Source organism: uncultured Roseobacter sp., from assembly GCF_947493125.1.
Taxonomy (GTDB): Bacteria; Pseudomonadota; Alphaproteobacteria; order Rhodobacterales; family Rhodobacteraceae; genus Roseobacter.
The window spans coordinates 342361-364411 of sequence record NZ_CANLQB010000001.1; the positions used below are offsets into that span (position 1 = coordinate 342361).

The following is a 22051-nucleotide window of genomic DNA, read 5'->3' on the forward strand; positions in this document are numbered from 1 at the left end:
ACCGCCTGTCTATCCAGTGCGGGGAACGGGGGCAAGGAGGTGCCAGGTGAGACGCTTGCGCTCCATTCTGTTGGAGCAGCGCGGGTCGCTCTTTGAATGGGTGCCGGTGTGCATGGCTATTGGCATCGGCGTCTATTTTCTGTTGCGGTTCGAACCTTCGGAAACGCAGTTGTGGGCCGTGGCAGGGGCTGCCATCGGCTTGCTTTTTTGCGCGCGCTGGCTGGGAGAGGCGTTTCGTCCGCTGATAATCGCGGTCGTGATCGTGGCGTCGGGTTTTCTGCTGGCGGCGCACCGCGCCCATGATGTGGCGAGCCCGGTGATGAGCTGGCGCTATTACGGGCCCGTCGAAGGCCGCGTCGTCAATCTCGACCGCAGCAGTTCCGATGCGCTGCGGGTGACGCTAGATCAGGTGGTGCTGGAGCGCGTGCCGCCGCATCGCACGCCCGAGCGGGTGCGGATTTCGCTGCATGGGGATCAGAGTTTCAGCGTGGCCCCCGCGCCCGGGCTGCGGGTGATGACGACGGCGCATATCTCGCCGCCCGGTGGGCCGGTGGAGCCCGGCGGGTTTGATTTCCAGCGCCACGCCTGGTTCGGCCAGTTGGGCGGTGTGGGCTATTCGCGTGTGCCGCTGCTGGCCATTGCCCCGGCGGAGGAGGACCGATGGGAGCTTGCGATCTTTCGGATCCGCATGGCCATCGGCGCCCGGATGCTGGAGGTGCTGCCGGGCGATGTGGGGGGCTTTGCGGTGGCCGTGACCACGGGGGCACGCTCCGCCATCAGTCAGGAGGCGCTGGACGATCTGCGGGCCAGCAACCTTGCGCATTTGCTGGCCATCTCTGGGCTGCATATGGGCTTGCTGACCGGGTTTGTCTTTGCCCTGCTGCGCGTGAGCATCGCATTGATCCCGCCTCTGGCATTGCGTGTTCCGGGGCGCAAGGTTGCTGCGGGCGGTGCGTTGATTGTGGCCTCCGGGTATCTCGCCTTGTCGGGTGGCAATGTGGCGACCGAGCGGGCCTTCATTATGGTGGCCGTGGCGCTCACAGCGGTCCTGCTGAATCGCCGTGCGATCTCGTTGCGGGCGGTGGCGATTGCGGCGGTGATCGTCCTGCTGCTGCGTCCGGAGGCGTTGCTGGGCCCCGGCTTCCAGATGTCCTTTGCCGCGACCACCGCGCTGGTCGCCGTCTTCGGCTATATGCGGGATCACCGGATTGGCATGGGGCCGAACTGGGCCAAGCCGGTGGTGGCGGTGCTGATCTCATCCGGCGTTGCGGGGCTGGCCACCTCTCCCATCGGCGCGGCCCATTTCAACGCGATCTCGCATTATGGGCTGATTGCGAACCTCACATCGGTCCCGATGATGGGCACCGTCGTGATCCCTGCCGCGGTGCTTGCGCTGATCCTGGCGCCCCTCGGCCTGGATTGGATTGGTCTGTGGATCATGGGTGTGGGCCTACGCTGGATCCTGGAAGTGGGCAGCTTCGTGGCGGGTCTTGATGGGGCGCGGTCGTTCGTGCACGGGCCGGGCGTCGCGGTGCTGCCAATGATCGCGCTGGGGTTCCTCTGGCTGTGCTTGTGGCAGGGCCGGACGCGACTTGTCGGGGTTGTTCCGGTGCTGGCGGCGTTCTGGCTCTGGGTCATAGCGGATCGGCCTGTGGGCCTGATCGCGGAAAACGGCACGCTGGTGGGGGTGATGACAGCGGAGGGCCGCGCGCTCAGCAAAGCGCGGGGGGCGGGCTTTATCGCGCGCAACTGGCTGGAAAACGACGGCGAGATGACGGACCAGCCCACCGCCGCCGCGCGTTGGCCAGAGACGCGGAGCGCTGCGCTCCCGGGCGGCGTGCAGCTCACGCATCTCTCCGGGAAAAAGGCCGTCTCTTCCTTTGTCGGATGCCGTGCCGGTCAGATCATTGTCGCCAATCAACCGCTGCCCTCGGGTGCGGCCGACTGCATCCTGCTGGATCCCGACCGGTTGGAACGCATGGGCGCTGTGGCCATTCACGAACGGCAGGGGGCGGTGCATCTGGTCTCCACACGCGATCGCACCGGCGACCGGCTCTGGACCCCGTGGTACCGGCAGGCGCAGCGTCAGTAGGTCCGGATCAGCCCGACGAGCTTGCCCTGCACCTTCACCTGATCTTCGTTGAAGATCCGGGTTTCATAAGCCGGGTTCGCCGCTTCCAGCGCGATGGCGCTGCCCTTGCGGATATAGCGTTTGAGCGTGGCCTCATGATCCTCGACCAGCGCCACGACGATATCGCCATTGTCGGCCACATTGGTTTCGCGGATCACGACCACATCGCCATCATTGATACCTGCATCGACCATAGAGTCGCCACGCACCTCCAGCGCATAGTGTTCGCCCGAGCCCGAGAGCATCTGCCCCGGCACCGCCACGCTGTGCGAGTGCTGGTTGATTGCCTCGATGGGGACACCGGCGGCAATCCGGCCCATGACCGGCAGTTCCGTCGCGAAGGCCGTGCTGACCGGCTGCGCATTGGCCGGCATCGGCGCGTCGGGCTTGTTGCCTTCGATCACACGTGGAGAAAAGCCAGTGGTCGGCTCGCCGCCGAGACTTTCGGGCAGCTTCACGATTTCAATCGCGCGGGCCCGGTGCGCGAGGCGCCGGATGAAGCCACGCTCCTCCAATGCCGTGATCAGGCGGTGGATGCCCGATTTGGAGCGCAGATCCAGCGCCTCTTTCATTTCGTCAAAACTCGGCGGGACACCATCGCGCTGCAGGCGCTTGTGAATGAAATCCAGCAAATCCAACTGCTTCTTGGTGAGCATCTCTTGGTCCTCCGACGCCTGTAGATGCTTATGTTCTAGTGATGTTCCCGTTTTGTGTCAACGGTTTCAGAGCGGCAGGTAGCGGACCGACGCGCCAACGCTCAGGCCGGGGTCGTGCGGAGGGCGCACAAGAAGGGCGTTGGACTGCGACAGGATCCCGAGCAGGGAGCTGTCCTGGTTGTCGAACGCCCGCAGGCCGTCCGCGTCCAAAATGGCGCGCATATAATGCTCGCGCGGGCCATTGGGTGGCAAGGGGGCCGCAAGCGTCGCCGTAAGCGGGCGCGCGGGTTCAGCCCCCAGACCCAGAAGCGCGCGGACCACAGGGACAACGAAGATTTTGCCGCAAACCATGGCCGAGACTGGGTTTCCGGGCAGGCCAATCATCGCAGCTTCCCCCATGCGCCCCGCCATCAGGGGTTTACCGGGCCGCATCGCCACCTTGTAGAAGGACTGCTGCATCCCGAGCTCGGTCGCGACGGGCGCCACCAGATCGTGATCGCCCACGGACGCGCCGCCGATCGTGAGGATCAGGTCCGATCCTTCGGCCAGTTGAAAGGCGGTCTTGAGCGATGGGGTGTTGTCCCGTGCGATGGGCAGCATCCGCGTCTCGGCGCCCTCTGCCTCCAGCAAAGCGGCCAGGCCGAAGCTGTTCGAGGCGATGATCTGGTCGGGGCGCGGCGTCTCGCCGGGCATGACCAGTTCGTCGCCGGTCGCGATGATCGAGACCACGGGCCGCCGCGTCACAGGTACCTCGGCAAGGTTCATCGAGGCCAACAGCGCGACATCGGTCGGGGTCAGGCGTCGAGGGGCCTGCATCAGGTCACCGGCCACGAAATCGCCGCCGGCGGGGCGCACGTTGTCCTTGCCATCCATGTCGCGGTTCAGGGTGATGAGATCGCCGCGGCGGGTCACATCCTCCTGGATCACAACGAAGTCCAGATCATCGGGCACAGGTGCGCCGGTGAAGATGCGCACGCATTGGCCGGGGCCGACCGTGCCGGTGAAGGCATGGCCCGCTGCCGCTTCGCCGACGAGTTTGAACATCGCGTCCGGTTCCACCTCGGTGCGGCGCAAGGCATAGCCGTCCATGGATGAGGCATCAAATGGGGGCTGTGTCCGGGTTGCGGCCACATTGCGCGCCAGAACGCGACCAGCAGCGGAGCGGAGCGGCACAGTTTCGACCTCCAGCGGGCTGACCAATGCAAAGAGGTGCTGCAGCGCCTCGGCAACTGAAATCATGGCGCCTCGAACCGGCCGGATTTGCCGCCGTCTTTCAGCACGACGCGCAACTCGCTGATCTGCATGGATTTATCAACGGCCTTGGTCATGTCGTAAACCGTCAAGGCGGTGACCGAGGCCGCCGTGAGCGCCTCCATCTCCACCCCCGTCTGACCGGTGGTCTTGACGGTTGCCTCGATGTGGTAGCCCGGCAGATCTGCATCCGCCTCGAACTCAACGGAGACCTTGGTGATCGGCAGCGGATGGCACAGCGGGATCAGGTCGGAGGTGCGTTTTGCCGCCATGATGCCGGCGATCCGCGCCACGCCCAGAACATCGCCCTTCTTGGCGCTGCCTTCCGCGATAATCCGAAAGGTCTCGGGCTGCATCTTGATCTGGCAGCGCGCCGTGGCGATCCGGTCGGTGACCGCCTTGGCGCCCACATCGACCATATGCGCATCGCCCTTGGCGTCGAAATGCGTGAGGCCATCCGACATCTCACATGCCCCCGGGCATCATCGGGTTGGCCAGCAGTTTGCGCGTGGCCGCCTCCACATCGTCCTGCCGCATCAGGCTCTCGCCGATCAGGAAAATCCGCGCGCCATAGCGGGCCATATCGGCGAGATCCTCCGGCGTGCTCAGCCCGGATTCCGCGACGATCAGACGGTCTTCGGGGACGTCACGCGACAGCTCGCGTGTGGTGTCGAGCGTGGTCTCGAAGGTCTTGAGGTTGCGGTTGTTGATGCCCACGAGGCGGCTCTTGAGCTGACTGGCGCGGGCCAGTTCCTCCGCGTCATGCACTTCGAGCAGCGCATCCATGCCCCATTCCGCCGCCGCCTCTTCGAGGTCCTGCGCCTGGTCGTCACTGACCGAGGCCATGATGATCAGGATGCAATCTGCGCCCATCGCGCGCGCCTCGGCGACCTGGTACGTGTCATACATGAAATCCTTGCGCAGCACCGGCAGATCGCAGGCGTTGCGCGCCGCGCGCAGGTACGACTTATCACCCTGAAAGCTCGGCGTGTCGGTGAGAACGGAGAGACAGGTGGCGCCGCCTTCGGCATAGGCTTCGGCCAGTGCAGCGGGCTCAAAGTCGGCGCGGATCAGCCCTTTCGAGGGGCTGGCCTTCTTGATCTCGGCGATCAGCCCGTAGCCCTGGATCGTCGCCTGATGCAGCGCGTCTGCAAAGGGGCGCACCGGCGGCGCGTCGCGCGCCTCGGCCTCGACATCCGCGAGCGGTTTGGCCTCCTTGTCGGCGGCAATCTCCTCCAGCTTGTAGGCCTTGATCTTGTCGAGAATGGTATCGGTCATGTCGTCTCCGCCGGCTCAGCCCAGTTTATGGCGCGCTGACCCCGGGCCTGCAACCACGCATTGGTGCGGCTGAACGGGCGCGAGCCGAAAAACCCGCGCCGCGCCGACAGCGGAGAGGGGTGGGCCGTTTCGATCTTGAGGTTGGTGGCGGGGTCAATCGCGGCGGCGGCCCTTTGCGCATGCGCGCCCCAGAGCAGGTAGGCGCGCGGGTGGTCAGCCAAAAGGCAGAGCACCTGATCGGTCAGCGCCTGCCAGCCGATCTTGTCATGGCCCTTGGCCTCTCCGGCGGGCACGGTCAAGACGGTGTTGAGCAGCAGCACCCCTTGATCGGCCCAAAAGCTGAGATCGGCGTTGCGCGGGGCCGCCCCGATATCCACCTGCATTTCCTTGAAAATGTTGCCAAGCGACCGGGGCAGCGGGCGCACGTCGGCATCCGCGGAGAAGGCGAGCCCATGGGCATGCCCGGGCGTGGGGTAGGGGTCCTGACCGAGGATCACCACCCGGGTCGCATCGGGTTGGACACGTTCCAGCGCACGAAAGATCTGGTGCGCGGGCGGCAGGATCTGTCGCAGCTCCGCTGCCAGCCTGCCTTGCACGGCGGGCCAGTCAGTCTCGAAAAACGGCAGGCGCGCCCAGGCGCCCAGATCCAGCAGGCTCACGCTGCCTGGGTGATCTTGGCGACCGCCTCGATCTTGGCGCGGGCCGCGCCGCTGTCGATGGCGTCGGCGGCGCGGGTTACACCCTCCTTCAGATCGCTCACCGCATCGGCCACCACAAGTGCGGCGGCAGCGTTGAGCAACACCGCGTCGCGATAGGCCGAGGGCGCGCCTTCCAGCAGGGCCTTGAAATCGCGTGCGTTGTCTTCCGGCGTGCCGCCGACGATGGCCTCGAAGGGATGCACCGGCAGGCCTGCGTCTTCGGGGTGCACCTCGATGTCCGTGACGCTGCCATCGGGGGCCAGAGCGCTGATCCAGGAGATGCCGGTGATCGTCAGCTCATCCGTGCCGTCCGAGCCATGCACCAGCCACGCCTTCTCCGACCCCAGCGCGCTCAGCGTCTCCGCCATGGGGCGGATGAGATCGCGCGAAAAGGCCCCGGTGAGCTGGCGCTTCACACCGGCGGGGTTGGTGAGCGGCCCGAGGATGTTGAAGATCGTGCGCGTGCCAAGTTCCGCCCGCGTGGGCATCACATGGGCAATCGCCGGGTGGTGCATGGGCGCCATCATGAAGCCGATGCCCGCCTCGGCGAGCGCCTGCTCGACGACCTTTGGCCCAACCATGACATTCAGCCCCATCTGCGTGAGCGCGTCCGCCGCACCTGACTTCGAGCTCAGATTGCGGTTGCCGTGTTTGGCGACCACCACGCCCGCACCTGCCACGACGAACGCGGTCGCGGTGGAGATGTTCAGCGTGCCCTTGCCATCGCCGCCGGTGCCGACGATGTCCATTGCGCCGTCCGGCGCCTGTACCGCGTTGCACTTGGCGCGCATCACGGCAGCAGCAGCAGCGTATTCATCGACCGTCTCGCCGCGGGTGCGCAAGGCCATCAGAAGCCCGCCGATCTGGCTGGGCGTGGCTTCGCCTTCGAAGAGGATCGTGAACGCCTCCTCGGCCTGCGCCTTGGTCAGAGGGCCATCGGCGGCCGCACCGATCAGCAGCTTCAGCGCCTCACTCATGCCGGAACCTTCATCTCATCGACGAAGTTCTGCAGCAACGCGTGCCCGTGTTCCGAGCGGATGGATTCGGGATGAAACTGCACGCCGTGGATCGGCAGGTCGCGGTGCTGCAGGCCCATGATGGTGCCATCGTCAAGCTCCGCCGTGATCTCCAGATCGTCCGGCAACGTCTCCCGGTCGACCACCAGCGAGTGATAGCGCGTTGCCGCAAAGGGCGCAGGCAGACCGGCAAACACGCCGACCTGGTTGTGCGAGATCTGACCCAGCTTGCCGTGCACGATGTCCTGGGCCTGCACCACATTCCCGCCAAAGACCTGCCCGATGGTCTGGTGACCGAGGCAGACGCCCATCAGCGGCGTGCCGGTTTCCGCCGCCGCGAGGGTCAGGCTGAGGCAGATTCCCGCCTGATCCGGCGTGCCCGGACCGGGCGACAGAAGGATGCCCGCGGGCTTCAGCGCCATCGCCTCCTGCACGTTCAGTGCATCATTGCGGTGCACAACCACATCCACACCGAGGCTGCCGACGTAGTGCAGCAGGTTGTAGGTAAAACTGTCGTAATTGTCGATGAGCAGCAGCATGTCCAAAACTTTGAATTCAGGGCTGGAGACCGAGGCCCCGAGCGCGGTATAGGTGTGGCTACATGTTCAGGCTTGCGGGCGTGCGTCAAGGGGCGCAGGGTTGCCGTAGAAAGGACACGACACGTGAGGGGCCGGACCTCCGACGCAGCAGCGGAGCGGGCCCCGGGACGAGATGAGGTGAGCGCAGCGTGGCACGCGGATTTCTCAGAGGAGCACTATGGGGCGGGGTGACGAGCCTCGGCACCGTCGCGGTCTTGTCCGTGCTGGCCGGGGCGCCGCCGCCGCCCGACGTGCGGGCCTCTGCGCCCGAGACGGACCGCGCGCCCGAACCGGCTGTCACCGACGCCACGAAGCCACGGGGTGACCGGGTGCCTGTCACCGGTCAGGAAGCTCCGAAGGCGCCGGCACCTCAGCCCGATACACTTGCCGGGGTGAGCGATGAAACGCTGCGCTCGGCGACACAGCCGCAGACCGGGGCGGCGCCGGGCCTGACCCAACCGGGCCCCTCAACCGACAGCAGTGGGGTCGACAGCGGCACCGCCGAAACACGGGAGGTGGCGCGCCCGCAGGCGCTCGGGCTCACCGCGCCGGTTGTCGAACCCCGGGTGGCGGTGTCGACCGAACCGGCGTCGCCGCCGCGCGAGGCGCCCGCCGAAGAGACGCTGGCCCTGACCGAAGATCCACAACAGCCGAACGCACCGGTGCCGGATGCGCAAGGCTCGGCGTTTGCGGATCCTGCGCCGCAGCCACCCGTGACCGAGGCGCCCGAAGGCTCGATCTCGCAGGACCCCGAGCAGCCACCACTGCCCGACGTGCCGACCGAAACCCAGGCATTTGCGCCGGATGTGCCTCCAGAGAGCGAAACGCCGTCGGAGGCCGAGCCGCCGCTGCCTGCGGAAGAGGCCGCCACGCCACAGCTCGCTGAACTCAGCCCGGCCCTGACGCCGCCTGCAGGAGCGACGCGCGCGCCGGAGCCCGGGGCGACGCAGCCCTTGCCCGAAAGCCTGCCCTCCGCGACTGCCGAGGTGCCTGAGCTGGCTTCGGAGGATGTGCTGGCCGGGGTCGGTGCGCCTGTGGGCACGGTGGGAAACCTTGCGCCCGATGTTCAGATCAACCGCCTGCCCAGCCTGCGCGACGAAGAGCCCGCGGTTTTCGGGCTGCAGGAGGAGCCTGACGCTGCCGAGAGTGAGGACACAGCTGTGGGTCCGGAGCGTCCGGTGGAGCGTTTTGCGGCGCCCGCCGAGAATCCCGATGGCAAGCCGATGATGGCGATAGTGCTGATGGATCAGGGAGTTGACCTGTCTGCTGGCAGCATCGGCTTGCCGGCACTGCGCAGCTTTCCCTATCCGATCAGCTTTGCCGTCGAGAGCACGCTTCCGGATGCGGCCGCGCGCATGGCCGCCTACCGGGCCGAAGGGTTCGAGGTTCTGGCCATGGTCGATCTGCCCGAAGGGGCCGCGGCGCAGGATGCGGAGACGTCACTGTCGGTGGCGCTGGATGCGGTGCCCGAAGCGGTCGGTGTGCTGGAAGGCGTCGGCGCGGGCCTGCAAGGGTCGCGGGATGCGGCGCTTCAGGTGGCGGATATTCTCGCGGAGACCGGGCATGGGTTTGTGACGCAGAACAAGGGGCTGAACACAGTCCAGAAGCTTGCAGCCCGCGCGGGCGTGCCCTCAACGGTGGTGTTTCGCGACTTCGACAGCGCGGACCAGTCGCCCACGGTGATCCGCCGGTTCCTCGATCAGGCCGCGTTCCGGGCCGGGCGCGACGGCACAGTGGTCATGCTGGGGCGGCTGCGGGAAGAGACCATATCGGCGCTGCTGATCTGGGGCTTGCAGGACCGGGCCGAGCGGATCGCACTTGTGCCGGTGTCGGCCACGCTGACAACACAGCCCTGAGACCGCGGGTTAGGCGCGACGTTCGTCCGGCAGGGCGAAGCTGTCGTACCAGCCGGCCACATCGTCGATGCTCATGGGATGGCTGATCAGGAACCCCTGAACGACGTCACAGCCGAGATCCTTGACCCGGGCGAACTGCTCCGGTGTTTCAACGCCCTCCGCCACAATCCGCATATCCAGGCTGCGGGACAGGGCGACGAGTGCTGCGACGATGCTCTCGGCCCGCGCGTTGGGCATGGGCGCGACAAGCGAGCGGTCGAGCTTGATGCCGTCGATCTGCAACCGGGAGAGGTTCGACATCGAGGCGTAGCCCGTGCCGAAGTCGTCCAGCACGACCGAGAAGCCTGTTTTGGTCAGCTGTTGCACGCTGCGGATCGCATAATCGTCTTCGCTTTGGATCAGTGTGTTTTCCAGGATTTCGACGGTGAGATCGCGCGGCGACAAGCCCCGTGAGAGAACCTCTTGCAGGAGCCGATCAGACAGGTTGGGATCCCGAAGGGTGGCAGCAGAGGCGTTGACCGAAATGGATGGGATGTCGTAGCCGAGGCTGCGCAGGCGTTCGAGCGCGTTGAGGCCCTTTTCCACCATCATCAGGTCGATCTGACGAATGAGGCCCGCATCCTCGGCCGCGGCGATGAAGGTCGCGGGCGCGATGATGCCCCGCTCGGGATGACGCCAGCGCGCCAGCACTTCGCAGCCGAACAGCTTGCCGGTCTCCATGCAAATCTGCGGCTGGAAATGCGGCTCGAACTGGTCCTCGGCCAGAGCTGCATCAATCTGCGCAAAGAGAACGCGGCGCCGTTCGAACTCCGCGCTCAGATCCCCGGAATAAGCAAACACCTGGCCGCGCCCGTTGCGCTTGGCCTTGTAGAGCGCAAGATCCGCTTCGATGAGCAGCTGGTCCGGGGTCGTTTCGGCAGAGGTCGCCATGGTGAAGCCCACGCTTGCGCCGATCTCGCAGGAGGTGCCCTCGATCATCATCGGCTGGCTGATCGCCACAACCAGCCGGTGACCGAGCTGCTCCACATCTTCCACCGATCTCGGTGACTTGACCACGATCACGAACTCATCGCCGCCGATGCGGGCCACCAGATCGCTGGTCCGCGCATGCCGCAACAGCAGTCGCGCCACCTCGACCAGCACGTCGTCTCCGGCCTTGTGCCCGAGGCTGTCGTTGATTGCCTTGAAGCGGTCGAGGTCGAGCTTCATGACGCTCACCTCCACCTCGGCGCCCGTGCCGCTTTCTAGTGCAGAGAGACAGTCATAGAGCGCCCGGCGGTTCAGCAGACCGGTGAGCGCATCGTGGTTGGCTGCATGATCGAGATTGTTGCGGGCCGCGGTCAGCTCCAGATTGCGCTGCCGCAACACATTGAAGGAGGACGCAAGCTGCTTGCTGCGCCGCTCCAGCCGCCGGATGGTGCGCGTAACCGAGACCTGGGCGGGCAGAAAAATGAAGAGCGCCTCCAGCAGCAGAACAAGGATCGCGCCGGCCAGCGCGATGGCCTCCAGCCGATGCAGCCAGCGGTTCTGGTCATAGGCGCGGGCCTGATGCAGGCGCGCGGCCATGCTGAGAGCGGAGAGCAGATCCTCCTGTCCCAGGGCGACAAGCTGGTTCTGCATGTTGGTCTTCACCTGCCCGCTGGCCTCCAGGGTGTAGCGGGCTGTCTCGACAAATCGGCGTGAGAAGTGATCCAGCGGAAACTCCGGATCGTTGAAATAGACATAGCGCAGCTCTGGCGAGAGATCCGCCCGATCCAGCAGCCATTTGTGTGATTCCTCAAAGAGCTGGATCGCCGAGAGCAGGCGCGCATCGGCCTCATCCGCATCCGTGCGCTCGCTTTCGCGCATCAGAAACAGGATGCGCTGGCTCAGCATCACCTGGCGCGAGCTGATCTCGCTGGCCTTGGCATCGGCTTCCGCACCGTTGATCGCGACGATGGAGAAGTAATGTGCCGCCGAAATCGTCAGGCACACGATCGCCAGCCCAAGCGCATACCGTTTCCAGAGCGACTGTGGCTTGGTGATGCAAACGAAGCGGATCGCGCGACGTCTGAAATTCTTCACGATTCCGAACACGCCGGTTTCCGTCCTCCTGTCCTCTGGCCCGGCCTGATACGCAGCGTTCCGGGGGCGCGGGGCGGCGCACGCGCGGGAGAAACCTGTCAGAACACGGTTTCGATAGTCTCAAGAGAGTGGTCAGAAGTGCCTGAATCGCCGGGGTTTTTAGGCAGAAGTTTCATCGAATTTGGCGACAATTCGATTGATCCGCGGGATCAGATGATCTCGTCCTCGTCAAAGAGCGGGTCTCGTTCGAGCTGTGTGGCGAGGTCTTCCACGGTGTCGTCCGCCGCGCGCGGGCTCAGAGCGGCGAGGTGAAAGACCGCATCTCCCTCATTCACCACCGGAAGGATCGCACGGCCGATCAGGATGCCCGGCGCCGGCGCCTCAAGGTCGGTCTCGACCTCGCCGAAGGGGTCCGACACGGTGGCCAGCACATCCCCCGCCTCGACCCGTTCGCCTTCGGCCCGAAAGGTGCGCAGAAGACCGCCCGCGGGCGCCCGCAGCCAGGTCGAGCTCTTGCAGACATGTGGTTGCGCCTTGGCCGGTGCGATGCCCTTGCCCGCAAGCATCGACAGGCTCCGCATGACCCGCAGAATACCGGCGACGCCCGCCCGGACGGCCATCTCGTCAAACCGCAGGCCTTCGCCCGCTTCATAGAGCAGCACAGGCGTGCCGCGCGCCGCGGCTTCCGCGCGCAGAGAGCCGTCGCGGAGCGGCGAGCTGAGCACCACCGGCGCCCCGAAGGCCATCGCCATGTCGCGTGTTTTGCTGTCATCCGGCGAGACGCGGATCTGCGGCAGGTTTGTGCGATGAATGGCAGCGGAATGCAGGTCGATGCCCACATCGCAGCGCAGCACCACCTCGTTGAGAAAGATATGCGCCAGCCGCGCCCCGAGCGAGCCCGAGCGATGCCCCGGAAAACAGCGGTTCAGGTCGCGCCGGTCCGGCAGATATCGGGAGCGGTTCAGGAAGCCGAAGCTGTTGACCACGGGCACCACCAGCAGCGTGCCGCGCAGCGTCCGGAGCTGGGGCGCGCGCAGCAGGCGCCGCACGATCTCGACCCCGATCACCTCGTCCCCGTGCACCGCCGCGGAGACGAACATCACCGGGCCGTCGCGTCGCCCGTGATGCACCTGGACAGAGAGGGTCACAGGGGTGTGGTCGGGCAGGGCGGAGACGGGAAGGTGAACGGTCTCGACAGTGCCCGGCTTGATGCTTTGTTCCGCGATATCAAAGGGCTGGCGCGGCATGGATCAGGTGTTGCCTTGCCCCGAGAAGCGCGCCGCATCCGCTGCCGCCCGCCGGATCGCGTTGGATTTGTGCACCGTCTCCTGATACTCAAGCTCCGGGTCGCTGTCATAGACCACACCGCCCCCCGCCTGGATATAGAGCGTCTGATCCTGCACCACAGCTGTGCGCAGCGCGATGCACATGTCCATGTCCCCTCCCGCGCTGAAATAGCCCACGCCGCCCCCGTAGACGCCGCGCTTTTCGGGCTCCAGCTCGTCGATGATCTCCATCGCCCGCACTTTGGGCGCTCCTGACACGGTGCCCGCCGGCATCCCCGCAAAGAAGGCATCAAGCGCGTCCTTATCACTCTGCAACTCGCCCACGACGTTGGAGACGATGTGCATCACGTGGCTGTAGCGCTCGACGATGAACTCCTCGGTCGGGCGTACGGTGCCGATCTTGGCCACGCGGCCCACGTCGTTGCGGCCCAGATCGAGCAGCATCAGATGCTCGGCCAGCTCCTTCTTGTCGGCCAGCAAGTCAGCCTCCAAGGCGCGATCTTCTTCCGGTGTGGCCCCTCGGGGCCGGGTGCCTGCGATGGGACGGATGGTCACTTCATTGCCGAAAACCCGCACGAGGATCTCGGGGCTGGCGCCGATCACCTGGAAGCCGCCGAAGTTGAAATAGAACATGAAGGGCGAAGGATTGGTGCGCCGCAGCGAGCGATAGAGCGCGAAGGGCTCCTGTCTGAAGTCCTGTGACCAGCGCTGTGCGGGCACCACCTGAAAGATATCGCCCTTGCGAATGTAGTCCTTCGCCGTCTCGACCGCCTGCTTGTAGCCCTCATGCGTGAAGTTGCTGACGGGGTCGCCGGGCGGTTCCGCATCGCCCAGATCACGGGTCGCCATGGGCATGGCGCGCTCCAGATCGCGCACCGCGTCCATCACGCGCTCGGCAGCCTGCGCGTAGGCCGCGCGGGCCGATTGTCCGTCGCTGACCCAGGCGGGGGAAACCACGGTGACCTCACCCTTTACCCCGTCCAGCACCGCCACCACCGAGGGGCGCAGCATCACCGCGTCGGGCAGGCCCAGCGGGTCAGGGTTGATGTCGGGCAGATGCTCGACCAGCCGCACCATGTCATAGCCGAGATACCCGAACAGCCCCGCCGCTGCCTGCGGCAGATCATCGGGCAGGTCGATCCGGCTTTCGGCGAGCAAGGCGCGCAGGGTGTCGAGCGGATTGCCCTCCTGCGGCTCGAAGGCCTCCGTGTCATAGCGGGCCGCGCGGTTGATCTCGCTCTCCGTGCCCCGGCAGCGCCAGATCAGATCAGGTTTCATCCCGATGATCGAATAGCGCCCGCGCACTTCGCCGCCGGTGACGGACTCCAGCACGAAAGCGTCCTTCTGGGCGCCCGTGAGCTTCAGCATCAGAGAGACCGGCGTGTCCAGATCCGCTGCCAGCCGCGTATAGACGATCTGGTTGCGCCCCTGCGCATACGCCGTCTCGAAGGCGTCGAAGTCCGGGGTCAGGGCCATGCTCAGGGGCCGCTCATCCGAATGGCTTGCAGGGTCTGCACATCGACTTGCGGGTTGGCGCGCAGGGTCACGTCGGAATTGTAGATCTCGAAGATATCCTGCGATAGCGCCTGATTGGCCTGCGCGGACAGCTGGTCGCGCAACGCCGTGGTTTCCTCATCAGGCTGCGGATCCTGCACCGCGTCAAGCCGCACGACCACGATGGCCCCTTCGTCAGGCTGAATGGTGACATCGCCGACCTCCATGTCGAAGACCTCCTGCATGAAACCCGCAGGTGTCCCCCCGACGAAATCGCTGCGCAGCAGGCCATCCTCGCGGATGGCATCCATGCCGAGTTCGGCAAAGCTGGTGCCTTCGGAGAGTTGTTGCAACTGCTGTTCGGCCTGCGCCGTCAGCCGCGCCTCCGTCTCTGCCGCGCGCCAATGCTCCAGAACCGCATCGCGGACCTCCGCAAAGGGGGCCGGACGCGGGGGCAGAACGGCGTCGAGACGCAGGGCAAAGAGCCCTCCATCCTCCAGCTGGCCGATCTCCGGGAAGTCTTCGACCGTGACCGCGCGGGCGGCGCGCCGGAATGCTTCGTAGGCCGCAATGTCTTCCGTGCTCTCGGCGTTCCAGTCGATCTGCGCCAGCGTCATATCGGTATCCGCAGCCAGTTCTTCCAGCGTGGCACCGCCGGCCAGAAGGTCATCCAGGTTCTCGGCCTGGGCTTCCACAAGACGGCGAGCGCGGTCGGCGGCCACTTCGGGGCGCAGCAGCGGTTGGGCCTCTTCAAAGGACACGAACTGTGCCGGAAGAACCGCGTTCACCCGAAAGAGCGCGGGCCCCAGCGAGCTTGGCAAGGGGCCCACCACATCGCCCACATCGGCGGCAAAGACCCCTGCGCCGGCCTCTCCGAGGTTCGCCTCGGTCACATCGCCCAGGTCGATATCGGCCAGATCCAGACCGCGTTCGGAGACCAGCGCCTCGAACTCCGCTCCCTCGTCCAGACGCGCGGCCGCCGCGGCTGCGCTCGCCTCATCGAGATAGGCCAACCGCTCGACTAGGCGCCGCTCCGGCTGATTGAACTCCGCCTCGCGCAGCTGGTAGGCCTCGCGCAGATCATCCTCGGAGATCTCGACCTGATCCACCATCGCATCCGGGCTCAGCAGCGCATAGGTGATCTGTTTGGTCTCCGGCAGGGTGAATTCGGAGATATTCTCTTCGTAATGCGCCCGCAGTGTGGCCTCGTCGGGTGTCTCGAGGGGGGCCTCGAGGTTGCTCTCATCCAGCCGGGCCCAGGTGAAATCGCGCCGTTCGGCCACGAAGTTCACAAGGGTTTCAGCATAGGCGTCGGGCATGACCACACCGCTCAGGATCGCCCCCTGCAGCAACGTGCGCGAGACCTCCTCGCGCAACTGGGTCTCGAATTCCGCTTCGGACAGCCCGCTGCTTTCCAGGGCAAAGCGATAGCCCTCACGATCAAACTCGCCGTCGATCCCCCGGAAGGCTCCGATTTCGAGAATACGGTCGCGCAGGTTGGCGTCGCCGATTGACAGACCGATCTGTGCCGCCTCGTGATCAAGCGCGCGTTGCGCCACAAGGCGCTGCAAAACGGCGCGGTCGAGCCCGATCTCCTCCGCCTGGGCAAAGGTGAGCGCCCGTCCGGTCTGCTGCTGTACGGCGGCCATTTCCTGGCGCATTTCCCGCCCGTAGCGCTCTACCGAAATCGGCAGATCGCCCACCGTCGCCACGGTGCGCAGGTTGCCCGACAGATTGGTGGCGCCGAAGCCGCCAAGGGCGATGATCAGCAGCCCCAGCAGGATCCAGACGGCAGTTCTTGAAATGCTTGATGAGCCCTTGGCCATGTCACTCCCTTACGCTGTCGCGCGTCACGTTTTGCCGCTCTGTCTATGCGCAGCAGGCCCAAGGGGCAAGGGGCCTCACAGGCTGTTGTCCAGCGCCTGAAGCCGGTCGAAAAGCACGCGGATCCCGGCGCGGTCGAGGTTGGCGAAGGCGATGCGCAGCTGGCGCGCGCCGCTGGTGTCCTCCTCGGGGCAGAACATGGTGCCGGGCAGGCAGAGAATGCTCTGCGCCTGCACCAGATGACGGGCAAGCTCATCGGAGGCCATGTCGAACGGATGCTGCAAGTAAGCGAAGTAAGCGCCGAGCCCGAGCAGGCGCCAGCCCTTGGCGTCCAGAGCGGCAAAACCCTCCGCAATCGAGGCCCGGCGCGCAAGGATTTCGTCGCGCTCGCCTGCGAGCCATTGGCGCAGGTTCTGCATGCCCCAGAGGGCCGCGTGCTGGCCAATCTGACCGGGGCAGATCGCCACGGTATCAAGGAACTTCTCCACCTCCGCCAGACGCATTTCACCCGTGGCCATCGCGCCGACGCGATGACCGGTCAGACGGTAGGCCTTGGAGAAGGAATAGAGGTGGATCAGGGTCTTGGACCACGCTGGATCTTGGAACAGATCATGCGGCGCGCCGTCCTGCGCGTGAAAATCGCGGTAGGTCTCATCAAGGATCAGCGCGATGCCGCGCCGCTGCGCGAGCGCAAAAAAGGCGCGGATCAGCTCCGCGGGATATTCGACCCCGGCGGGATTGTTGGGCGAGACCAGCGCAATCGCCCGGGTGCGGGGCGTGATCAAGGCCTCGGCGGCCTCCGGGTCTGGCAGCAGCGCATCATCGGCCTTCAGCGGCACGCTGCGCACGCCGGACATATCGAGCCACATCTTGTGATTGAAGTACCAGGGCGTCGGCAGGATGATCTCGTCACCTTCCGCGCAAAGGGTGGCGATGGCCGCGGCAAAAGCCTGGTTGCAGCCCGAGGTGATCGCGATCTGATCGCCCGTAACCTCGCCACCATAAATCCGCATGGTCTCTGCCGCGAGCCCGTCCCGCAGCTCTGAAAGCCCGAGCACCGGCCCGTAGAGATGCGCGTCATCCCGGCTCAGCGCCACATCGGCCATGGCCTGGCGTAGGGCATCGGGGGGCGGGTCAACCGGGGCGGCCTGGCTCACGTTGATCAGCGGGCGGTCGGCCGGGAAGGTGACACCGTCCAACCAGCGGCGGGCCTCCATCACGGGCGGGGCAAAGGTGGCGGCGGTGCGCGTCATGCTCATCGGTCAGGTCCTGTCGAGGGGTGGCGGGGGCACCGCCGGGTCAGCCAATGTGGGCTGGAGATCAATCGGTGCCGCGATAGGGCTCCACATATTGCAGCGCCATGTCCCAGGGGAAGAAAATCCACGTGTCCTGACTGACACCGGTGATGAAGGTGTCGACCTGCGGCTCGCCCGACGGTTTGGCGTAGACCGTCGCGAAATGGGCCTTGGGGTAGAGGCTGCGCACCAATTCCAGCGTTTTGCCGCTGTCGACCAGGTCGTCGATGATCAGAATGCCGGTGCCATCCCCCATCATCTCCTTGTTTGGCGCTTTCAGCACCTCGGCGTCGCGGCGTTGGTCTGCCTTGCCGCCGCCTGAATGATACGACTTGACGCTGATCGTATCGACGGTGCGAATGTCCAACTCGCGGGCGACGATCATCGCAGGCGCCATGCCGCCCCGGGTGATGGCCACAACGGCGCGCCACCCGCCATCATCCGGACCTTGGCCATCCAGCCGCCAGGCCAGCGCGCGGCTATCGCGGTGCATCTGGTCCCAGCTGACGTGAAAGCCCTTCTCATGAGGCAGGCGGCTTGGGTCTTTGTTCATCGTCTTACCTTCCAGTCAGCAGCCGTATCCCCAACGCGCCGAGCAGCGTGGCGGCAATACGGTCGAGTATGGGCTTGGCGCTCATGTAGCCGCGCCGGGCAGGCGGGCTCGACAGGAACAGCGCGATCAGCCCGTAGAACAGCACCTCCAGCACGAAGTGATTGACCACGATCACCGCGATGTCCCGCGCCGCCAGGCCTTGCGGGAAGACCACGACAATCACCGCCGCGGCAAAGAGCATCGACTTGGGGTTGCCCGCGTTGATCAGGAGGCCGGAGAGGAAGGCGCGACCCGTGGGGCGTTCGGTCTCGCCCACCGGGTCGCGCGCGTGGCGCCAGGTCTGGATCGCGATCCAGATGAGATAAAGCGCACCGCCCACCTTCAGGATCGTGTAGGTCCAGGGAAAGAGCCGAAACAGCCCTTCAAGGCCGAGCAGCGCCGCCAGGGTCCAGCAGGCCGCCATGAAGCCCAGGCCGACGCCCGTGGCGATGCCTGCCGCGCGGCCCGCGGCAACGGTGGTCTTGATGGCATAAAGCAGGGCCGCGCCGGGGCTCGCGAGTGCGGCGAGCAGGACAAGATTGAAGGCAATGAGAGAGTCGATGGTCATCCGTTACCCCGCTGCAATACGCGCCCCGAATATGCCAAGCACGGCGCCGAACCAGCGTTCGGCCGCCATCTTGATCCGTCCGTAGACCCGGCGCGGCCCGCTGCGCGAAAAGACGAGTGCGACACAGGCGTACCACGCGGTTTCGACCAGGAAGATCACGGCGAGGATTGTGGCCCCATCCCACCAGGTCATGGTGGCCGGGATGATTCCGGTAAAGACGGCCGCGAAATAGGCCAGAGCCTTCGGGTTCGCCAGATTGGTCCAGAGCCCGAGCCAGACCGCGCCGCGCGCACTGCGTGGCGGTCGGGCGCCGGCGTCGGGCAGGGGCTCTGCCGCGTGACGCCATAGGGAAATCCCGATCCAGATCAGAAACAGACCACCCGCGACCCGCAGGCCGGTCTGCACCCAGGGCATCAACTCGAAGACCAGCGACAGCCCCGCAAGCGCCGCCATCGCCCAAAGCAGCACGCCACAGGCCAGCCCGAGGCTGAGCCACAGCGCGGGCCGGGCGCCTTCGCTGGCCGCTGTTTGGATGGTCAACACCGCCGCAGGCCCCGGGCTCATCGCGATCATGAGCTGCACCAGCGCCAGACCTGCGAGGGCTGCGAGTGTCATTCCTTGGCCATATCCGGTGCGTCCACCGCCTTCATGCCGACCACGTGATAGCCTGCATCCACATGCAGGTTCTCGCCGGTGGTGCCGGAACCCAGATCCGAGAGCAGGAAGAGCGCTGCCTTGCCCACATCCTCGGTGGTCACATTGCGGCGGAGGGGCGAGTTATATTCATTCCACTTCATGATGTAGCGGAAGTCGCCGATGCCCGAGGCGGCGAGCGTCTTGATCGGCCCGGCAGAGATCGCGTTCACGCGGATGCCGTCCTTGCCCAGATCCTCGGCCAGATATTGCACCGAAGCCTCCAAAGCGGCCTTGGCCACGCCCATCACATTATAATGCGGCATGACCTTCTCGGCACCGTAATAAGTGAGCGTCAGGCACGACCCGCCATTGGTCATCAGCTTCTCGGCCCGCTGCACCACTGCCGTGAAAGAGTAGACCGAGATATCCATCGACAGCGCGAAATTGGCGCGGCTGGTATCCACATAGCGCCCCCGCAGCTCGTTCTTGTCGGAGAACCCGATCGCATGCACGATGAAATCCAGGCTGCCCCAGCGGTCCTTGAGCGCGTCGAACAGCGCGTCAATCGAGGCCTCGTCCCCCACATCACACGGCAGCACGATATCGCTGCCCAGCTGGCCGGCCAGCGGCTCCACCCGCTTCTTCAACGCATCGCCCTGATAGGAAAACGCCAGCTCAGCGCCGGCCTCGGCACAGGTTTTCGCGATCCCCCAGGCGATGGATTTGTCATTCGCGAGCCCCATGATAAGGCCGCGCTTGCCCGCCAGAAGATCGTTTCCCATGGAAATCCCTCGGTTGTCGTATGATCGTCAGAGACGTTTAGGCGATTGCGCGGGGACCATCAAGGCGGGTTCATGATGCGGCAGGATGCCCCTTGACCTTTCGGTGCATTCGTCCACTTGCTGCACCGGACGGTGAAAGAGGACGAGATGGACAGCAGAAGCGGAAAGTTTGAAGGCGACGACCCGTTCGTGATCGCGCAGCGCTGGCTGAACGAGGCGGAGAAAACGGAGCCGAACGATCCCAACGCCATAGCGCTCAGCACCGTCGATGCCGACGGGCTGCCCAATGCGCGCATGGTGCTGCTGAAGGAGATCGAGGCCGGGGCCTTCGTCTTCTACACCAACTATGAAAGCGCCAAGGCGAGCGAGCTGCAAAGCGCCGGCAAGGCGGCCTTCGTGATGCACTGGAAAAGCCTGCGCCGCCAGATCCGCGTGCGCGGCATTGTGGAGAAGGAAGACGGGCCTCAGGCCGACGCCTACTTCGCCACGCGCTCGCTCAAGAGCCGCCTGGGCGCCTGGGCGTCGAAACAGTCGCAACCGCTCTCAAGCCGCGCCGCTCTGATGGCCGAGGTCGCCAAGGCGACCGCGACCAAGGGGCCAAACCCGCCGCGGCCGCCCTTCTGGGGCGGCTTCCGGATCAAGCCGCTCGAGATCGAATTCTGGGCGGACGGGGAGTTCCGTCTTCACGATCGGTTCGTCTGGCGCCGCGTGGCGCTGGAGGCCGAGTGGTCGGTGACGCGCCTCAACCCGTGAGTCCAAAAAAAGCGCAGTCTCAATAATTCACCGTTTGTCAGCGCACAGGAATATGTGCATAGATCGGATGTGCCTTGCATTTTCAGGCATTTAGGAGTGGCAATTCAACCGTAGCTAGAATGTCCGCAGAAATCGGCGCTGCGCGGCGCTTGTGCCGGAGCGAATTCGGCGATAGGCGGGAAATTCAGCCAATATTTCTTGTTTCAACTTGAAACATGAAAGTTAATTCGCGCAAGACTGTGCTAGAAGGCGGTACGACGACTGAAAGTAGACGAGTGAGTGAAAGCGAAGACATATCTTCCCCGGTGACGGGTTTGGTTAAGTGGTTCGATCCGGTAAAGGGGTTTGGCTTCGTGGTGTCGGACGCGGGCGGTCCCGATATTCTGTTGCATGTGAACGTCTTGCGCAACTTTGGGCAGAGTTCGGTAGCGGATGGCGCGCGCGTTGAGCTGCAGGTGCAGAAGACCGAGCGCGGCGTGCAGGCCACGCAGGTGCTGGCGCTGATGCCGCCGCAGGCTGGTGAGTCGGTGGGGCTCTCTGATATTGCATCTCTCGATCCGGCTGTGGTGGCCGCGGCCCCGCTGGAGCCTGCGCGCGTGAAGTGGTTCGACAAGGGCAAGGGCTTCGGCTTTGCCAATGTCTTTGGTCGCCGTGAGGATATTTTCCTGCATATGGAAGTGCTGCGCCGATCTGGCCTGTCGGACCTCGCGCCCGGCGAGGCGCTGGCGCTGCGCGTGATCGAGGGCAAGCGCGGGCATATGGCCGCCGAGGTCTTCGCCTGGGAAGCCGCCCTCGACGCTCCGGGCGCATGATCCTTCGGGCCGTTGCCTGTCTTTTCCTGCTTGCCTCTGCGGTTGCGGCGCAGGACTGCCGCGAGGATACGGTCCATCTGAAAGGCCATTGGGGTGAGGCGCGCTTTGCCGTGGAGATTGCCGATGACGATGCGGAGCGGGCGCAGGGCCTGATGCACCGCGAGCATCTGCCGTCGTCCGCCGGCATGCTGTTTGTCTATGACCGGCCCCAGCGCCTGTCGTTCTGGATGCGCAATACGCTTATTCCGCTCGATCTGATCTTCATCGACCAGACCGGCACCGTGAAAACCGTACATCACTCTGCGCAACCGCTTGATGAAACACCCATCCCCGGCGGGCCCGATCCGCTCACCCATGTGCTGGAGATCAACGGCGGTTTGGCCAAGGCCATGGGCATCGCCCCGGGCACCCTCGTGCGCCATCCGACATTTCCGGCATCTACCGCAGAATGGCCCTGTTAGGGCTTTTCAAAGCCGCGCAC

21 protein-coding genes are annotated in these 22051 nt (G+C 65.3%); 5 read left to right on the top strand and 16 right to left on the bottom strand.

From position 1 onward, the window contains the following. Positions 1 to 46 precede the first annotated feature (46 nt). Positions 47 to 2092, top strand: a complete 2046-nt coding sequence (locus tag Q1A71_RS01735; protein ID WP_299671057.1) for a ComEC/Rec2 family competence protein — start codon at positions 47 to 49, stop codon at positions 2090 to 2092. Here Q1A71_RS01735 and lexA read toward each other — a convergent pair. From lexA to Q1A71_RS01770, 7 genes are all read right to left on the bottom strand, one after another. Beyond that, positions 2086 to 2787, bottom strand: a complete 702-nt coding sequence (lexA, locus tag Q1A71_RS01740) for a transcriptional repressor LexA (protein WP_299671058.1) — start codon at positions 2785 to 2787, stop codon at positions 2086 to 2088. The genes Q1A71_RS01735 and lexA overlap by 7 nt on opposite strands. Positions 2788 to 2853: 66 nt before the next feature. Continuing rightward, complete coding sequence (gene glp / locus Q1A71_RS01745; RefSeq protein WP_299671059.1) at positions 2854 to 4026, bottom strand: gephyrin-like molybdotransferase Glp; 1173 nt, start codon at positions 4024 to 4026, stop codon at positions 2854 to 2856. After that, on the bottom strand, positions 4023 to 4502 hold the full coding sequence (gene moaC, locus Q1A71_RS01750; RefSeq protein WP_299671061.1) for a cyclic pyranopterin monophosphate synthase MoaC: 480 nt from the start codon (positions 4500 to 4502) through the stop codon (positions 4023 to 4025). Before moaC ends, glp begins: the two co-directional genes overlap by 4 nt. Before the next feature lies 1 nt (position 4503). Then, positions 4504 to 5316: an indole-3-glycerol phosphate synthase TrpC gene (gene trpC, locus Q1A71_RS01755; RefSeq protein ID WP_299671063.1), complete on the bottom strand. Its 813-nt coding sequence runs from the start codon at positions 5314 to 5316 to the stop codon at positions 4504 to 4506. Next, complete coding sequence (locus Q1A71_RS01760) at positions 5313 to 5969, bottom strand: uracil-DNA glycosylase (protein WP_299671943.1); 657 nt, start codon at positions 5967 to 5969, stop codon at positions 5313 to 5315. Before Q1A71_RS01760 ends, trpC begins: the two co-directional genes overlap by 4 nt. 2 nt (positions 5970 to 5971) lie before the next feature. After that, the gene (gene trpD / locus Q1A71_RS01765) at positions 5972 to 6991 is read right to left on the bottom strand and encodes an anthranilate phosphoribosyltransferase (protein ID WP_299671065.1); all 1020 of its coding nucleotides are present in this window, start codon (positions 6989 to 6991) and stop codon (positions 5972 to 5974) included. After that, positions 6988 to 7569 carry an aminodeoxychorismate/anthranilate synthase component II gene (locus Q1A71_RS01770; RefSeq protein WP_299671067.1) on the bottom strand — a complete coding sequence of 194 codons (582 nt, stop codon included), beginning with the start codon at positions 7567 to 7569 and terminating at the stop codon, positions 6988 to 6990. Before Q1A71_RS01770 ends, trpD begins: the two co-directional genes overlap by 4 nt. A gap of 188 nt (positions 7570 to 7757) precedes the next feature. On the opposite strand from Q1A71_RS01770, the gene Q1A71_RS01775 reads away from it, so the two are divergent. After that, positions 7758 to 9464: a divergent polysaccharide deacetylase family protein gene (locus Q1A71_RS01775; RefSeq protein ID WP_299671069.1), complete on the top strand. Its 1707-nt coding sequence runs from the start codon at positions 7758 to 7760 to the stop codon at positions 9462 to 9464. Between the two features lie 9 nt (positions 9465 to 9473). Here Q1A71_RS01775 and Q1A71_RS01780 read toward each other — a convergent pair whose 3' ends face one another. The 9 genes from Q1A71_RS01780 to fabI all read right to left on the bottom strand — a co-directional run bounded on the left by Q1A71_RS01780 (position 9474) and on the right by fabI (position 20005). Further along, a complete protein-coding gene (locus Q1A71_RS01780; protein ID WP_299671071.1) occupies positions 9474 to 11540 on the bottom strand; it encodes a GGDEF and EAL domain-containing protein in 2067 nt (688 codons plus the stop codon). A gap of 197 nt (positions 11541 to 11737) precedes the next feature. After that, positions 11738 to 12775: a succinylglutamate desuccinylase/aspartoacylase family protein gene (locus tag Q1A71_RS01785; protein WP_299671073.1), complete on the bottom strand. Its 1038-nt coding sequence runs from the start codon at positions 12773 to 12775 to the stop codon at positions 11738 to 11740. 3 nt (positions 12776 to 12778) lie between these two features. Beyond that, positions 12779 to 14290: an anthranilate synthase component I gene (gene trpE, locus Q1A71_RS01790; RefSeq protein ID WP_299671076.1), complete on the bottom strand. Its 1512-nt coding sequence runs from the start codon at positions 14288 to 14290 to the stop codon at positions 12779 to 12781. Between the two features lie 2 nt (positions 14291 to 14292). After that, positions 14293 to 16134, bottom strand: a complete 1842-nt coding sequence (locus tag Q1A71_RS01795) for a peptidyl-prolyl cis-trans isomerase (protein WP_299671077.1) — start codon at positions 16132 to 16134, stop codon at positions 14293 to 14295. A gap of 75 nt (positions 16135 to 16209) precedes the next feature. Continuing rightward, positions 16210 to 17391 (bottom strand): aminotransferase, encoded by a 1182-nt coding sequence (locus Q1A71_RS01800; RefSeq protein WP_299671079.1) that lies wholly within the window; start codon positions 17389 to 17391, stop codon positions 16210 to 16212. Between the two features lie 61 nt (positions 17392 to 17452). Further along, a complete protein-coding gene (gene gpt / locus Q1A71_RS01805) occupies positions 17453 to 17980 on the bottom strand; it encodes a xanthine phosphoribosyltransferase (protein WP_299671081.1) in 528 nt (175 codons plus the stop codon). Positions 17981 to 17984: 4 nt separating this feature from the next. Beyond that, positions 17985 to 18587: a LysE family transporter gene (locus tag Q1A71_RS01810; protein ID WP_299671083.1), complete on the bottom strand. Its 603-nt coding sequence runs from the start codon at positions 18585 to 18587 to the stop codon at positions 17985 to 17987. Between the two features lie 3 nt (positions 18588 to 18590). Further along, entirely contained in the window at positions 18591 to 19202 is a 612-nt protein-coding gene (locus Q1A71_RS01815; RefSeq protein WP_299671085.1) for a LysE family transporter, read from the bottom strand. Further along, positions 19199 to 20005 carry an enoyl-ACP reductase FabI gene (fabI, locus tag Q1A71_RS01820; protein WP_299671087.1) on the bottom strand — a complete coding sequence of 269 codons (807 nt, stop codon included), beginning with the start codon at positions 20003 to 20005 and terminating at the stop codon, positions 19199 to 19201. The genes Q1A71_RS01815 and fabI overlap by 4 nt, the downstream gene beginning before the upstream one ends. Positions 20006 to 20152: 147 nt before the next feature. Here fabI and pdxH point away from each other — a divergent pair, with 147 nt between their 5' ends. From pdxH to Q1A71_RS01835, 3 genes are all read left to right on the top strand, one after another. Next, the gene (gene pdxH, locus Q1A71_RS01825) at positions 20153 to 20758 is read left to right on the top strand and encodes a pyridoxamine 5'-phosphate oxidase (RefSeq protein ID WP_299671089.1); all 606 of its coding nucleotides are present in this window, start codon (positions 20153 to 20155) and stop codon (positions 20756 to 20758) included. 275 nt (positions 20759 to 21033) lie between these two features. Next, positions 21034 to 21570: a cold-shock protein gene (locus tag Q1A71_RS01830; RefSeq protein WP_299671091.1), complete on the top strand. Its 537-nt coding sequence runs from the start codon at positions 21034 to 21036 to the stop codon at positions 21568 to 21570. Then, a complete protein-coding gene (locus Q1A71_RS01835) occupies positions 21567 to 22031 on the top strand; it encodes a DUF192 domain-containing protein (protein WP_299671093.1) in 465 nt (154 codons plus the stop codon). The genes Q1A71_RS01830 and Q1A71_RS01835 overlap by 4 nt, the downstream gene beginning before the upstream one ends. Positions 22032 to 22051: the final 20 nt, after the last annotated feature.